This window comes from Actinomycetes bacterium, from assembly GCA_022396035.1.
GTDB lineage: Bacteria > Actinomycetota > Humimicrobiia > Humimicrobiales > Humimicrobiaceae > Halolacustris.
Genome location: JAIOXO010000001.1, coordinates 162,972 through 178,767, shown reverse-complemented (window position 1 = coordinate 178,767; position 15,796 = coordinate 162,972). Strand labels below are relative to the sequence as shown.

General features: G+C 46.1%; 15 protein-coding genes. All 15 read left to right on the top strand.

The features are described 5' to 3' along the window. Positions 1-3 precede the first annotated feature (3 nt). The 15 genes from K9H14_00895 to smpB all read left to right on the top strand — a co-directional run bounded on the left by K9H14_00895 (position 4) and on the right by smpB (position 15,771). Positions 4-1,455: a phosphoglucomutase/phosphomannomutase family protein gene (locus tag K9H14_00895; protein MCG9478748.1), complete on the top strand. Its 1,452-nt coding sequence runs from the start codon at positions 4-6 to the stop codon at positions 1,453-1,455. Between the two features lie 36 nt (positions 1,456-1,491). Next, the gene (locus K9H14_00890) at positions 1,492-2,565 is read left to right on the top strand and encodes a bifunctional phosphoglucose/phosphomannose isomerase (protein MCG9478747.1); all 1,074 of its coding nucleotides are present in this window, start codon (positions 1,492-1,494) and stop codon (positions 2,563-2,565) included. Positions 2,566-2,581: 16 nt separating this feature from the next. Next, positions 2,582-3,838: an adenosylhomocysteinase gene (ahcY, locus tag K9H14_00885; protein MCG9478746.1), complete on the top strand. Its 1,257-nt coding sequence runs from the start codon at positions 2,582-2,584 to the stop codon at positions 3,836-3,838. Next, positions 3,820-4,884, top strand: coding sequence for an S-methyl-5-thioribose-1-phosphate isomerase (mtnA, locus tag K9H14_00880; protein MCG9478745.1), 1,065 nt, complete (start codon positions 3,820-3,822; stop codon positions 4,882-4,884). Before ahcY ends, mtnA begins: the two co-directional genes overlap by 19 nt. A gap of 2 nt (positions 4,885-4,886) precedes the next feature. Next, complete coding sequence (locus K9H14_00875) at positions 4,887-6,029, top strand: NDP-sugar synthase (protein MCG9478744.1); 1,143 nt, start codon at positions 4,887-4,889, stop codon at positions 6,027-6,029. Between the two features lie 7 nt (positions 6,030-6,036). Then, positions 6,037-6,720, top strand: a complete 684-nt coding sequence (locus tag K9H14_00870) for a double zinc ribbon domain-containing protein (protein ID MCG9478743.1) — start codon at positions 6,037-6,039, stop codon at positions 6,718-6,720. Continuing rightward, complete coding sequence (locus K9H14_00865) at positions 6,717-6,929, top strand: cold shock domain-containing protein (GenBank protein ID MCG9478742.1); 213 nt, start codon at positions 6,717-6,719, stop codon at positions 6,927-6,929. Before K9H14_00870 ends, K9H14_00865 begins: the two co-directional genes overlap by 4 nt. A 14-nt stretch (positions 6,930-6,943) precedes the next feature. Continuing rightward, positions 6,944-7,483, top strand: coding sequence for a ribosome-associated translation inhibitor RaiA (gene raiA, locus K9H14_00860; GenBank protein ID MCG9478741.1), 540 nt, complete (start codon positions 6,944-6,946; stop codon positions 7,481-7,483). 14 nt (positions 7,484-7,497) lie between these two features. Next, the gene (gene secA, locus K9H14_00855) at positions 7,498-10,017 is read left to right on the top strand and encodes a preprotein translocase subunit SecA (GenBank protein MCG9478740.1); all 2,520 of its coding nucleotides are present in this window, start codon (positions 7,498-7,500) and stop codon (positions 10,015-10,017) included. A 63-nt stretch (positions 10,018-10,080) separates the two neighbouring features. After that, complete coding sequence (gene prfB / locus K9H14_00850) at positions 10,081-11,124, top strand: peptide chain release factor 2 (GenBank protein ID MCG9478739.1); 1,044 nt, start codon at positions 10,081-10,083, stop codon at positions 11,122-11,124. A gap of 45 nt (positions 11,125-11,169) precedes the next feature. Next, the gene (gene ftsE, locus K9H14_00845) at positions 11,170-11,850 is read left to right on the top strand and encodes a cell division ATP-binding protein FtsE (GenBank protein ID MCG9478738.1); all 681 of its coding nucleotides are present in this window, start codon (positions 11,170-11,172) and stop codon (positions 11,848-11,850) included. After that, complete coding sequence (gene ftsX / locus K9H14_00840) at positions 11,850-12,758, top strand: permease-like cell division protein FtsX (GenBank protein ID MCG9478737.1); 909 nt, start codon at positions 11,850-11,852, stop codon at positions 12,756-12,758. Before ftsE ends, ftsX begins: the two co-directional genes overlap by 1 nt. A 55-nt stretch (positions 12,759-12,813) precedes the next feature. After that, on the top strand, positions 12,814-13,986 hold the full coding sequence (locus K9H14_00835) for a peptidoglycan DD-metalloendopeptidase family protein (GenBank protein ID MCG9478736.1): 1,173 nt from the start codon (positions 12,814-12,816) through the stop codon (positions 13,984-13,986). Between the two features lie 77 nt (positions 13,987-14,063). After that, a complete protein-coding gene (locus tag K9H14_00830; GenBank protein ID MCG9478735.1) occupies positions 14,064-15,305 on the top strand; it encodes a S41 family peptidase in 1,242 nt (413 codons plus the stop codon). Beyond that, entirely contained in the window at positions 15,298-15,771 is a 474-nt protein-coding gene (gene smpB, locus K9H14_00825; GenBank protein ID MCG9478734.1) for an SsrA-binding protein SmpB, read from the top strand. Before K9H14_00830 ends, smpB begins: the two co-directional genes overlap by 8 nt. Positions 15,772-15,796 lie beyond the last annotated feature (25 nt).

Below are 15,796 nucleotides of genomic sequence, written 5' to 3'. Positions count from 1 at the left end.
AACATGAATGAAAAAAGCATCCAGTTCGGCACTGATGGGTGGAGAGATGTAATAGCTGACCAGTTTACCTTTGAAAATGTAAAAGTGGTAACCCAGGGAGTATGCGAATACCTGGAGCATAAAGCAAATATTGATAGCGACCGGCGCAAGATAGTTATTGGCTATGATACCAGGTTCTTATCGGACCGGTTTGCCCATATTGCCGGTGATGTATTCGGGGCCAACCAGGTTAAGACCATGATATCGGAGACTGCTGTCCCTACCCCGGTGCTTTCCCATGCAGTGGTGGACCGCGGCGCGGACCTGGGAATCATGATAACTGCCAGCCATAATCCCTATATGTATAACGGGTACAAGGTGAAGGGCCCTTATGGCGGTTCCGCTACCATGGATATCATAGAAAAAATCGAAAAGAGGGTAAACCGGGGCATAGCTGACGGCCTTTTTTATCGCTGCCTGGCCCGGGACAGCGCTAACCCGGAGCAGAATATCACCAGTGAAGACTTTATCTCTGGCTACCGGGACCATATACTGGGCCTGGTGGACACCGAGGTTATAAAGAAATATAATTTTGGGTTGCTTATAGACCCCATGTACGGGGCAGGACAGAAGATTTACCGCGATATTGTAAGCAGCCTGGTAAAAAGTGAGGTTGCAGAGATACATTCGGAAATAAACCCTTCCTTTGGCGGACTGGCTCCCGAACCTATTGGCGAAAACCTTAATCAGGCCCGGCAGTATCTGGCCAGCCATAACCTGGATATGGCCATATGCCTTGACGGGGATGCTGACCGCATAGGCGCTTTAGCCGGAGATGGAAGCTATATCAGCAGCCACCATATCTTTGCGGTAGTGCTTGACCATCTAGCCGGTGACCGCAAGCTTGAAGGCAGGGTAGTGAAAACTGTCTCTACTTCCTCCATAATTGACCGCATATGTGACCATTACGGCCTGGAGCTGGTAACCACCCCCATAGGATTTAAATACATTGGCCAGAAGATAATGGAAGGCAATGTAATTATGGGAGGAGAAGAAAGCGGCGGGCTGTGGTGCTATGGAAACATACCGGAAAGAGACGGCATGCTTATGGGCCTTAAGCTGGTGGAGATAGCCAGCTTGAAACAAAAATCCATCAGCCGGATACTTGATGATATCTATGAGCGGTTTGGCTATTTTGTTTATGACCGGATAGATATGGAAGTAACCAGGGATCAGAAGAGCAGGCTGTCCCAGCTTCTGGATAAAAGGGTGCCGGCACCCATAGAATCACTGCAGATAGACAAGGTGGTGACCATTGACGGCTACAAATATATAACCGGGGACGGCAGCTGGCTGATGATAAGGCCTTCAGGCACCGAGGCAGTGGTAAGGCTGTATGCAGAAAGCAGCAGTGCCCAAAAACTGAAAGGGCTGCTGAAGACAGGTAAAAAAGTTATTGATGGAATATTAGGGTAAAAGTTTGTAGTATAAATAAAGGCAGGTGTTATTAATTTGAATACATTGGATGATATAAATAAAATTGAGCAACTGGACCCCCAGGGGATGCTTGAGGTTGAGGAAAATTTTTATAACCAATTGCTGGAAGGCCAAAAAATTGCTGAAGCAGCTGATTTAAGCCAGATTGCCGGCAAGAAATATTCAGGCCTGGTGTTTGTGGGGATGGGAGGCTCCGGCATCAGCGGGGACATAATTGCTTCCCTGGCTGCCCACAGCGCCGGGGTGAATCTGGTAGCGGTAAAAGGCTATAATCTGCCCGCCTATGTTACCAAGGACTGGCTGGTGGTAGCTTCCAGTTATTCCGGAAATACCGAAGAGACTATTTCCTGTGTAAAGCAGGCAGCCGGCATCGGGGCAGCCATGCTGTTTATAACCTCAGGAGGAAAGCTGAAACAGCTGGCGGCGGATTATGATGATGTCTCCCTTATAAGCCTGCCCTCCGGCTACCAGCCCCGGGGAGCTTTTGGATATCTGTTTATGCCCGCTTATATGGCCCTGGGCAGGCTGGGCTTAATTGATACTGATGCCGGGGATATACAGGAAGGCCTGGATATGGTTAAACAGCTGGGCCGGCAATTTAACCGCAACAACCCCTATGAAAAAAATTACGCCAAGCAACTGGCAGTGATGATAGGAGACCGGCTGCCGGTGGTATACGGCCAGGAAGGGTATCTTGGGCCTATTGCCTACCGGTGGAAATGCGAGATAAATGAAAATGCCAAGACCCCCTGTTTCTGGGCACAGTTTCCGGAGCTTAACCATAATGAAACCGTGGGCTGGGACAGGCTGGCACCGGTAACAAAAAATTTTGTATTGATAATCTTCACCCAGCAGCAGGGCAATAAGAGGATCGAGGCCCGCATAGAGGCCACCAGAAAGCTGATTGAGGATAATCTGGGGAAGGTGATAGAGGTTCCGGTAAAGGGTAAAAGCAGGTTTGCCCGGGCGCTGTCAACCCTGTACACCGGAGATATAACCAGTGTATATCTGGCGCTCTACCATGGAGTAGACCCCACCCCTGTGGAAAAAATTGAGAAACTGAAAGCAGAGCTTTCCAAGCTTGATTAATTTAGAAAGGATTAAAATGGAGTATGACGTAAAAGATTTAAGCCTGGCTGCCGAGGGCAAAAACAAGATTGAATGGGCCGGGCAGGATATGCCGGTGCTGGCAGGGATAAGGGATGAGTTTTCCAAAAGCAAAATCCTTAAGGGCCTGATCCTGGGGGCATGCCTGCATGTTACCAGCGAAACCGCCAATTTAATGATTACCTTAAAGGAAGGGGGAGCGAAGGTTTCCCTGTGCGCCTCCAACCCCTTAAGCACCCAGGATGATGTGGCTGCTTCCCTGGTAAAGGATTACGGCATATCAGTATTTGCTATTAAAGGTGAAGATAATGATACCTATTACCAGCATATAAACAGTGTTCTGGACACCAAACCCAGGATTTCCATGGATGACGGGGCGGATGTAGTTTCCTGTCTGCACAGCAGCAGGAAGGAGCTTCTGGACAATATGCTGGGCGGAACCGAGGAAACCACTACCGGGGTTATAAGGTTAAAGAGCATGGAAGCAAAAAAAGTACTGGGTTATCCCATAGTAGCGGTTAATGATGCCAAAACCAAACACTTTTTTGATAACCGCTATGGTACCGGTCAGAGCACCATAGACGGCATACTCCGGGCTACCAATGTCCTTATTGCCGGAAAGAAATTTGTGGTAGTGGGCTATGGATGGTGCGGCAGAGGCGTAGCCATGAGAGCCAGGGGAATGGGAGCATCGGTAGTGGTGCTGGAAATTGACCCCCTGAAGGCCCTGGAAGCAAAGATGGACGGGTTTGAGGTTATGACCAATACCGAGGCAGCTAAAGTGGGAGATATATTTTTATCGGTTACCGGAAATAAAAATGTTATCGGTGAGCCTGTGCTCAAGAGCTGCAAAGACCGGACCATAGTTGCCAATTCAGGACATTTTGATGCAGAGATTGATATAAATTATTTAAAGCAGAACAGTGTTTCCAACAGGGAGGTAAGGCCTTTTGTCACTGAATACAAAATGAAAGACGGCAGAAGAATTTATCTTCTGGCCCAGGGCAGGCTGGTAAATCTGGGAGCAGCGGAAGGACATCCTGCCAGCGTTATGGATATGAGTTTTGCCAACCAGGCCTTAAGCGCCGAGTATATATACGGGCAGGCAGATACCCTGGAGAAGAAAGTATATCCGGTACCCCAAGCTATAGATGAAAGAATTGCAAAGATAAAACTCCAGACCATGGGAGTTACCATTGATAAATTAACCCCGGAGCAGGAGGAGTATTTAAATTCATGGGAGATAGGAACCTAACCCTTAAATGGAAGGGCACCTCACTGGAGCTGATTGATCAGAGAAAACTTCCCTTCAGGGAAGAATATTTAATATGCAGGGACGCTGGCAGTACTGCCCGGGCCATCAGGGATATGGTGGTAAGGGGCGCTCCGGCTATCGGGGTAGCTGCTGCCTACGGGGTAACCCTGGCGGCAAACCAGTATACCGGAGACAGCAAGGATGAATTTTTATCTCTGGTAAGGAAAGGAGTGCACCTGCTGTCCAAATCCAGGCCTACGGCGGTGAACCTTTTCTGGGCCCTGTCCAGGATGGAAAAACTGTTGGATAAAAATATAGGGGAAAGCATTGACCATATAAAGCAGGTGCTGGAGACGGAGGCTAAAAAAATAGAGCAGGAAGATATAGAAACAAACAAAGCCATTGGCAGAAATGGTTTGATTGCCATAAGGGGTCTGGCTAAAAATAAGCTTTCGGTACTCACCCACTGCAATGCAGGGGCGCTGGCTACCGCAGGGTATGGAACTGCCCTGGGGGTAATCCGGAGCCTGCATGAGAACCACAGGATAGAAAGGGTGCTGGTGGATGAAACCAGGCCTTATCTCCAGGGGGCCAGGCTTACTTCCTGGGAGCTTTATCAGGAGGGCATACCCTGTACAGTTATAACCGATAATATGGCTGCCTTTTTCATGTCCAGAAAAGAAGTAAATGTAGTGGTGGTAGGCGCAGACAGGGTGGCTAAAAACGGAGACAGCGCCAACAAGATTGGGACCCTGGGGCTTTCAGTCCTGGCCCGGCATTACCGTATACCTTTTTTTATAGCAGCTCCGGTTTCCACTATTGACTTTGACATGCACAGCGGAGACCAGATACCTATTGAACAGAGGGATGGCCGGGAGGTCAGAGAGGTAATGGGAACCAGGATAATACCTGATTATATACCGGTTGAAAATCCTTCTTTTGATGTTACCAGCAGCAAAGATATAACCGGGATAATCACCGAAAAAGGGACCATTTATCCCCCCTATGTGGAAAATATTGCAAAATTGGAACAGGAGTTGGTGTAGAGATGAAAACTAAAAAAGCAATGGTACTGGCGGCAGGCCTGGGCACCAGGCTAAGGCCCCTGACAGATTTGATATCCAAGCCCATGGCTCCTATTGTAAATAAGCCGGTAATGGAACATATTATTGACCTGCTGGCCGGTCACGGCTACAAGGATATAGTATGCAACCTGCACTGGTATCCGGAAGCCATAAAAGATCATTTCGGGGACGGCTCCCGGTGGGGCGTAAACCTGGTGTATTCCTATGAAGAAGAACTGCTGGGTACTGCCGGAGGGGTTAAGAATGTGGAGGATTTTTTTGAAGGCCAGCCCTTTCTGGTTATAAGCGGCGATGCTCTTACCGATATAGATCTGGGAGCGGCAAACCAATTTCACCAGCAGAAAGGCGGAATCTGCACCATGCTACTGACCAGGGTGGAAGATACTTCCCAGTACGGGGTAGTACTTTTGGATGATGATAAAAGGATTTACGGTTTTCAGGAAAAGCCTTTAAGTGGGGAAGCCAAATCGGATCTGGCCAATAGCGGCATATATTTATTTGAACCGGAGATATTTGAGCACATGCCTGCAGGGCAGTTTTATGATTTTGGCAAGAACCTTTTTCCCGACCTGCTGGACAAAGATATTCCCTACTATGGTTATACCCATTCCCAGTACTGGAATGATGTGGGCAGCCTGGATGAATACCAGCAGGGAAATTTTGATGCCCTGGAAGGCAAGGTAAAAGTAAAAATATCCGGCAAACAGATAAAAGAAGGGGTATGGATAGGCAAGAACTGCAAGATAGAAGAAGATGTAATAATTATACCCCCGGTCTGTATCGGCAATAACTGTACCATAAAAAAAGAAGCCAAGCTGTTCGGCCCCATTATACTGGGAGACAGTACGGTAGTGGACCAGAGGGCAGTACTGTACAGGGGAATAAAATGGGGCAGCGGTTATATCGGCAAGGATTCTTCGCTGATCGGTGCCATCATTGGCTATGATGCCAAGATAAAGGACAAAGTATCGGTTTTGGAGAAAGCGGTAATCGGTTCAAAAAGCGTTATAGAAAATGGGATAATAATTCATCCCAGCGTAAAGATAATGTCAAATGAGGTTATAGATATCGATAAGCTGAATAATAAAAAACAGCAGGAAAAATAACTATCCGGTGAATTTAAGTCATCTAAATTTAGGCCAGGCATTTAAAGATATGTTCCTGGCTCCTGCCTGTTGTCTATGTGGAAGGATAACTACCGACAGCTTGTGTGATAAATGCAGACGGCAGATAGAAGTTATCGGCACCGGAATATGTGAACGTTGTGGGAAACCAGGTTCACGATCAGGTTGCAGTTTCTGTTCCCGTCAGTCCCTGTATTACTGGCGGTGCAGGAGTTTTGCCTTTTACCGGGCAGGTATAAAAACCATTATCTACCGCTACAAACAGCTGCGCCTGTATCAGTTGTCAGACCTTCTGGCTTCCTGGCTTCAAGACTGTTACCTGAAGCATTATATGGGGGAGAATATAGAGGTATTAGACGGGGCCCCGGGAAGCCATATTCACAGGATATGCAAACACCTTGAAAGCAAGTTGAAAATACCTTATGCTAACAACTTGATGAAAATTAAGGAAAACCAGGAGCAGAAGAAGCTGGACAGCTATTCAAGAAAATATAATCCGGCAGGCAGCTACAAAGTTATAAATTGCCTGAAATACTGGGGCCGCAACCTGCTGCTGATAGATGATGTTTTTACTACTGGAAGCACCTTAAACCATATTGCCTGGCTGGCTAAACAGGCGGGGGCAGAAAAGGTGTATCTTTTAACTGTAGCCAGGGGAGAGCAGCATATATGAATCAGGAACAGGGTATAGTAAAATGGTTCAGCCCCGAAAAGGGGTTTGGCTTTATAAAGTCAGGGGATGTGGATAATATTTTTGTCCACTATAGCGGCATAAGCGGTACCGGCTTTAAAAGCCTTAGCCGGGGCCAGAAGGTGGTTTTTAAACTGGACCATGACCACAGGGGCTCCATAGCGGTTGAGGTTTGCCTTAAAAACAATTAACCAAGGAGGGAAAAATGGAATTTAGAGTCAGGGGCATAGACATCGATCTGGATGACAAGATAAAAGAGTATGCGGACAAAAAGATAAAGGCGAGGGTAGATAAATTTTTGGATAAAGCGATGGAAGTAGAGCTAAAATTAATTTTTGAGAAGAATCCCAGCATAAATGAAAACAACCGGGCTGAAGTTACCGTGTTTACTGCAGGAGCAGTTATCAGGGCCGAAGATTCGGGGACGGATGTTTTTTCTGCCATAGACAAGGTAAGTGACAAGCTGGAAAGGCAGGCCAAGAAGTTTAAGAACAAGAGGATTCAAAGGAGCAGGAAATCTCCGGCAGACAGCAATGAAAATAATGCGGTGGAGAAATTAAAGAAACAGATAGTCAAAACCAAAACCTTTATGTTAAAACCCATTGCTCCGGAAGAGGCAGTAATGCAGATGGAGCTTCTGGGACATGACTTTTTTGTATTTATAAATTCGGAAACCAATGATACGGCAGTGGTTTACCGCAGGAAAGATTCCAATTACGGGCTTATTGAGCCTACTACTGAATAATCTGGTGAAAAATTATGTTTGAGAAAATTACAAATATATTAAAATTTGGCGAGGGTAAAAAACTAAAAGTCTATGAGCAGCTGGTGGAGCAGGTTGCCGGTTATGAGGATGAACTCAAGAAGCTGGATGATAGTGCGCTGGCAACCAAGACTGCCCGGTTTAAACAGAGGCACTCTGAGGGCCAGAGCCTGGATGAGCTAATGGCGGAAGCATTTGCAGTGGTAAGGGAAGTAGCCAAAAGGACTCTGGGCATGAGGCACTTTGATGTACAGATAATGGGCGGTGCGGTATTGTATGAAGGAAAGATTGCCGAGATGAAAACCGGTGAAGGGAAGACCCTGGTGGCCACACTGCCAATATACCTTAATGCCATTGGCGGCAGGTGTACCCATCTGGTTACTGTCAATGATTACCTGGCCAAAAGGGACAGCCAGTGGATGGGTAAGATTTATGATTTTCTGGGCCTGAAAGTGGGGCTTCTGCAGCATGGAATGGATACGGCAGAAAAGAAGCAGCAGTATGATGCGGACGTGGTCTATGGCACCAATAATGAATTTGGCTTTGATTACCTCAGGGACAATATGGTAATAAGCAGGGACCGGATGGTCCAGAAAGAGCACCAGTATGCCATTATAGATGAGGTGGACAGTATATTGATTGACGAAGCCAGAACCCCCCTTATAATATCGGGGGTGGCTACCGGTACAACCAAGCTGTATAAACAGTTTTCCCGTATAGTCCCCATGCTGGAAGAAGGGGTAGATTTTGAGATAGATGAGAAGGCCAGAAATGCTGCCATAACCGAAGAGGGGGTAGAAAAGGTAGAGAATATAACCGGGATTGACAATCTTTATGATCCTTCCAACTACCTGCTGGTCCATGCGCTTAACCAGTCCCTTAAAGCCAGTTACCTGTTTAAAAAAGATGTGGATTATATAGTAAAAGACGGCGAAGTAATGATAGTGGATGAGTTTACGGGCAGGCTTATGCCCGGCAGGAGATATTCAGAGGGCCTGCACCAGGCCATAGAGGCCAAGGAGAAAGTGGCCATACGGGACGAAAACCAGACCCTGGCTACCATAACCATACAGAATTATTTCCGTATGTATGACACCCTGGCCGGAATGACCGGTACTGCCATTACCGAAGCAGCAGAGTTCAGGCATATATACGGTTTGGAAACGGTGGTTATACCTACCAACAAGCCTCTAAAAAGGGATGAGCTTCCCGACCTTATATATCAGAGCGAACAGTTAAAGTTTGAGAATGTGGTCAATGATATTGCCAGCCGGTACCAGAAAGGCCAGCCGGTACTGGTAGGCACCATCTCTATTGAAAAATCGGAGAAGCTTTCCGGTATGCTTAAACGGCTGGGTATCCCCCACAGTGTGCTTAATGCCAAGCAGCATGAAAAGGAAGCCCAGGTAGTAGCAGATGCCGGACAAAAGGGTACAGTTACTATCGCTACCAATATGGCCGGAAGAGGTACTGACATTGTTCTGAGCCCGGGGGTGACAGACCGGGGAGGTTTGCATGTACTGGGTACCGAACGCCATGAGAGCAGGAGAATAGACAATCAGCTGCGGGGAAGAAGCGGCAGACAGGGAGATCCAGGCTCCAGCCAGTTTTACCTCTCTACAGAGGATGAGCTGTTGCGGCTGTTTGGTTCGGACCGTATCGGTGCAATTATGGAAAGGTTCAATTTCCCTGATGATATGCCCATACAGCACCCTATGATAAACAGGGCGGTGGAGAATGCGCAGAGACAGGTGGAATCCCGTAATTTTGAAATAAGGAAGCATGTCTTAGAGTATGATGACGTTATGAACAAGCAGAGGGAGGTAATCTACGGCCGCAGGGAGAAGATACTTTTAGAACAGGATCTCAAACAGAATGCCGTCTCCCTGATTGAAGAGGTAGTTGGTGAGCTGGTAAAAGTCCATATAAATAAAAATGATTATCCCGAAAACTGGGACCTGGCAGGGCTGGCTTCAGCTGCCGACCCTATCTTTGGACAGAGTCTGGTGGAGCCAGACGCTGTAAAGGAAAACATGAAGGTTGACCAGCTGGCCCAGCTGCTAAAGCAGAAGGCGCTTAATGCTTACCAGCAGAGGGAACAGGAGCTGGGGCCGGAAGTTACCAGAAATCTGGAGAAGTTTATAATGCTGGATGTAATAGATAACCGCTGGAGAGAACATCTGTTGGAAATGGACTACCTGAAGGAAGGAATTGGCCTGAGGGCTATCGGCCAGAGAGATCCTCTGGTAGAATACAAGCACGAAGCCTTTGGCCTGTTTAAGGAACTTATATCGGAAATCAGGTCGGATACGGTAAAGCTGTTGTTTAATGCCAGGGTGGTGGCTAAAAAACAGGAGCCTAAAAGGAATCCCCTGGAAAATATTACTGCCAGCGGACCGGCCCAGGCTTCCCGGCCTCCTTCCAGGGAGCCGGCCGGGAGCAAGGAAAAGGTGGGCAGAAATGACCCCTGTCCCTGTGGAAGCGGTAAAAAATATAAAAAGTGTTGCGGAAGGTAACCATGATACAAGATTATCCCGATAAACTTAAAGAAATAAAGGAAAAGCTCTCATTCTTAAAGGATTGTCTTTGAAATAGATAAGAAAAAAAGCCAGCTGGACCGGCTGCAGAAACAGTCACTAAAATCAGATTTCTGGGAAAACAAAGACCGGGCCCAGAAGATTTTACAGGACATAAACAGCATCAAAGACTTAATTGACAGGTATGAGCAGGCCGGGCAGCTGGCCGAAGATACGGAACTGGGGCTGCAGCTTCTGGAGGCAGGCCCGGATGCCAAACTTGAATCAGAGTTAAAAGAAAATTTAAGCCAGCTGAAAAAAGCGACCGATGGTATTGAAGAGCAGGCTATACTTTCCGGACCCTATGATGCTTACCCCGCAGTGCTTAACATACATCCCGGTGCCGGAGGAACTGAATCCCAGGATTGGGCCGAGATGCTGCTGAGGATGTATACAAGGTGGATGGAAAAGAGGAAACTAAATTACCGCATGGTTGACCTGTCACCGGGAGATGAGGCCGGTATCAAGAATGCTACCCTGACCGTGAAGGGCGATTATGCTTACGGGCTGCTCAAAGGGGAAAAAGGCATACACCGTTTGGTAAGGATTTCCCCCTTTGATTCTTCTAAGAGGAGGCATACCTCCTTTGCTTCGGTGGAAGTTACCCCTCTGTTTGAGCAGGAGGTGGACATAAACATAAACAAAGAAGACTTAAAAATTGATACCTTCCGGTCCAGCGGAGCCGGAGGGCAGCATGTAAATGTTACCGATTCAGCAGTCAGGATAACCCATCAGCCTAGCGGAATTGTAGTCAGCTGCCAGGATGAACGTTCCCAGATGCTTAACCGGCAGACTGCTATGCAGATTCTTAAATCCAAGCTTTACGAACTGGAGATGCAAAAAAAGCAGGAAAAGATGGATAGGGTAAGGGGAGAGAAAAAAGATATTGCCTGGGGTAATCAGATAAGAAGCTATACCCTCCAGCCCTACCAGCTTATTAAAGATCACCGTACGGGAGTGGAGATAGGGGATGTACAATCGGTGCTGGATGGAGATATAGATGAATTTATAAGGGGTTATCTTGAAAAAATGTTAACCAGAGGTTAAACTCTATCTAATAAAAAATTTTTGCTTTCTAACATGACCATGAATATGATTGAATTTAAGAATGTTACCAAGATTTATGATGATAATACCATCGCTCTAAAAAATATAAATGTTATGGTTAAGAAGGGTGAATTTATCTTCCTGGTGGGCCCCAGCGGTTCGGGAAAATCTACATTTATTAAGCTGCTTATAAAGGAATACGATGTATCCAGTGGTTCTATCCTTATAGCAGGGCGAAATATTTGTAAACTGAAATCTTCCCGCGTACCCCAGCTCAGGAGAAACATGGGCTGTGTCTTCCAGGATTTTAAGCTTTTGCCCAATAAAACCGTGTTTGAAAATGTAGCTTTTGCCCTGGATGTAATAGGCAAGCCTACCTATGTAATCAAAATCCAGGTTCCCCAGGTACTTAAGCTGGTAGGATTGTACCAGAAGATGAGTTCCTTTCCCCATCAGCTTTCGGGAGGGGAGCAGCAGAGGGTATCCATAGCCAGGGCTTTTGTAAACCGCCCTCCCGTATTGCTGGCAGATGAGCCTACCGGAAACCTGGATCCGACCACCAGTGACGGTATTATGAAGCTCCTTTCCAGGATAAGCTTAATCGGCACTACCGTGGTCATGGCCACCCACGACAAGAGTGTGGTAAATTCAATGCGCAGAAGAGTGGTAGAGCTGGAGAACGGAGAGATAATAAGGGACCAGAAGAGAGGGGTTTACGGAGAATAATGACCAGGGCCAAGTATTATTTCGGAGAGACCTTTTCCAATTTTAAGAGAAATTTTTTGATGGCTTTTACCGCTATCACCACTGTAGCCATAACCCTGTTTATGGTCGGGCTGTTTTCAGTGATAGTTTATGATGTGCTGGGCATACTCAATTCCATAAAAGGCCAGGTTGAAATTGCAGTTTACCTTGAAGATAATGTCTCCGATGAATTGCAGACCTATCTGGAACAGGAGATTGAGGGCTGGGAAGAGATAAAGGATGTGAGGTTCATATCCAAAGACCAGGCCCTGGAGCAGTTCAGGGAAAAAAATGAGGGCAGCGATATACTTAAGGAAATTCAGGGCAATCCCCTGCCCGCATCTTTTGAGCTAACCCTTAATGATCCGGAAAAGGTGGACCAGGTGGCCCTGCGGTTTATTAACCAGGACGGCGGCTTTATTGAAGGGGTAAATGATGTTATATATGGCCAGAACTATGTAAATAAACTGTTTTCAGTAATAGCCATTGTGGGCACTATTGCTTTGCTGATAATAATTGTGCTGCTTCTGGCCACTATTGTGCTTATATACAATACTATCCGGCTGTCCATACATGCCAGGAGAAAGGAAGTTGAAGTCATGAAGCTGGTGGGAGCTTCCAACTGGTTTGTACGTATACCCTTCCTTTTTGAGGGCTTTTTTGAGGGCTTTCTGGGCAGTATACTGGCGGTAGTTATCCTTTATTTTCTGGGTAATTTCCTGCTTATAAAGGGGGAAAGGGCCATAGTGGATACCATGAGGATTAAGGATCTGGCTATTGTAGGCAGCAATGATACTGTCATATATATTTATCTGCTGCTGATAGGCCTGGGGGTGCTGGTGGGACTGATAAGCAGTGCCCTGGCCCTGAGACGTTACCTGAAAGTTTAGGACTTAACATTATAAAAAGGTATGGTAGAATAAGGAAAACATATTATTTTAACTTATGCAAAATTGTAGCAAAAACATTATAGCCATAATTGTAGCAATTATAGTAGCCACCGCTTCTTTTATATCCGGCTATAATCCTTCTATGCTTCATGCCCAGACCCTGGAAGAGGAACTGGAGCAAATCAAGGAAGAGAGAGAAGAAACCCAGGAAAAAATACAGGAAGTAAAGAAGCAGGAGCAGGAATACATTCAGCAGGTAGCAGTAGTGGAAGAACAGCTGCTGGGAGCTCTGTCAGACTTAAATGACCTCAACAATAAACTGGTGGAGGCCAAGGCGGAGATTGATAAAACCACCATCGAGCTGGTCCTGAAGGAACAGGAGCTTAAAGATATAGAACTGGAACTGGATTCCAAGATCCAGATTTTAAATGACCGGGTTGCCTCCATTTACAAAAACCGCAATATTAATGTTTTAGAAATTCTGCTAAAAGCGGAAAGCTTCCTGGAGTTTGTCTCCCGTATCAAGCTGATGAACAACCTTGCCGAGCAGGATACTGAAATTATAACTGCCATCAAGGATGAAAAACAGGCCACCTTAAGTGTAAAGAAGTCCATATTGGACCTGAGGGAAAAGCAGAGGGAAAGCAAAGAAAAAGTCGAATCCCTGGTGGTACAGGCTGAAGCCAAAAAAGCAGAGGTAGAAGGCATATATAATGAAAAAAACTCACTGCTATCCCAGACTACGGCTAACAAGAACGCTCTCATCCAGATGGAAAAGCAGCTGGCGGCTAAGGAATCAGAGGTTAAACGAATTCTGGAAAGCTACCGCTATGGAAGCGCCCCCGGAGGCAAGTTTGCCTGGCCGGTAGCGGGAAGGATAAGCTCTGGTTTTGGTTACCGAGTACACCCCATATTCGGGACCAGGAGATTTCATTCAGGACTGGATTTAGCAGCTCCCTATGGTACACCCATAATTGCAGCTGACGGAGGCCAGGTGGTGCAGGCAGGTTATTTTGGCGGTTACGGTAATTCCATAATGATCTACCATGGAGGCGGCTACGCTACCTGGTATGCACATATGTCCGGGTTTAATGTTTCCAACGGCCAGATGGTACAGAGGGGACAGGTTATTGGTTTTGTGGGTTCCACCGGCTGGTCCACAGGTCCCCACCTTCATTTCGAGGTCAGGATTAATGGAAATGCCCAGAACCCCATGGGCTATTTGTAACAATTTAGCAGATATTGCTTTTTACCCTAAAAGCATATAATTTATTAGTAAAGCTTTCATTTTAGGTGGTATTTTTTATGCTGAAAAGATTAATCATAAAAATTATTGCAATAGTTATTGCAATTATATTCGTACTTTCTACCGGTTTTTGGCTGGGGATAAATTTTTCTTCCATAAAACAACTTTCCAACGGCAACAGTACCACCAGCCTTCTGGGCATAGGAAACCAGGCTAATAGAAACCAGGAACAGGAGTTTAGCCTGGAGCCTCTGGAAGAAGCCATAGATCTTATAGTAAGCAGTTCAATCTATCAGCAGTCCAAACAGCAGTTACTACAGAATGCTATAGAAGGTATGCTGGAGGGTCTGGATGATAAGTATGCAGAATATTTTACCCAGGAAGAATATCAGGAGATAATAGAATCCTACCAGGGAACCATGAGCGGCATCGGGGTAATAGTCACCCAGGATGAACAGGAAAGGGTAGTAATAGTAACGGTTATAGAGGATACCCCTGCTTCTAACAATGGTTTAAAAGAGGGTGACATTATATCCCGGGTGGAAGATGAGCCTACCCTGGGGCTGTCGCTGGAGAAAGTGGTTACTAAGATCAAGGGCGAAGAGGGGACTGATGTCAACTTAACCATCTACCGGCCTTCGGAAAAAGAAAGTTTTGAGGTGGATATAACCAGGCAGAAGTTTTATGTGCCCAATGTATTTTCAGAGTTAATAGATGGCAATATTGGTTATGTACAGTATATTGGTTTCCAGGATATGGGGGCAGAAAAACTGCAGCAGCAGATAAAGAAGCTAAAAGATGAAGGTGCGGAAGGCATAATACTGGATTTGCGTAATAATCTGGGAGGCATTTTGGACGATGCCGTAGCGGTATGTGATCTTTTTATGGATGAAGGAACTATAGTAATAGTTAAGGGAAGAACAGAGGATCAGGAGAGGACCAGCACCTACAAGGCTAAAGAAGGAGTGTATACAGATATTCCCCTGGTGATTTTAGTGAATGAATTTTCAGCCAGTGCTTCAGAACTGGTAGCAGGAGCGCTCAAGGAAACCGGAAGGGCAACTCTGGTAGGCGAGACCACCTTTGGCAAGGGAACGGTACAGACCATACAGGAACTTTCCAATGGTGGCGGGCTTAAGTTTACTACTGCCAACTATCTTTTGCCTTCGGGAGAATCCATAAATGAAGTGGGTATAGAGCCTGATGTAAAAGTGGAGCTGGATCTGGAAGCAGAAGAGGATACCCAGCTTAACCGGGCCAAGGAAGTTTTAAATTCAATGATGGATGAGAACAATGGCTAAGCAGAATAAAAGTGATGAAAATAGGGTAACAGCAGCCAGGAACAAAAAGGCTTTAAGGGATTTTTTTATACTGGACAGCTACGAGGCAGGTATTGTGCTCAGGGGCAGCGAAGTTAAATCTATCCGGGCGCATAAGCTTAATTTAAAAGACAGTTATGCCCGGATAAGGAATGGGGAGCTGCTGCTGTATAATGTACACATATCTCCCTATGATAAGGCCAGGATTGAGGAGATAGATCCGGTTAGGACCCGAAAACTGCTGATGCACCGAAAAGAGATTGACAGGCTGGCTTCAAAATTAACCGATAAGAGCCTTACCGTGGTGCCTCTGGAGGTTTATTTTAGGGATAATAAGGTAAAGGTTAAACTTGCTTTGGCCAAAGGTAAGCAGAAGAGGGATAAAAGACGGGATATACAGGAAAAAGAGATGCAGAGGGAAATTAAAAGAGCTTTGAAATATAGATGAATTTGTTGTATTATGATTCTGCTCC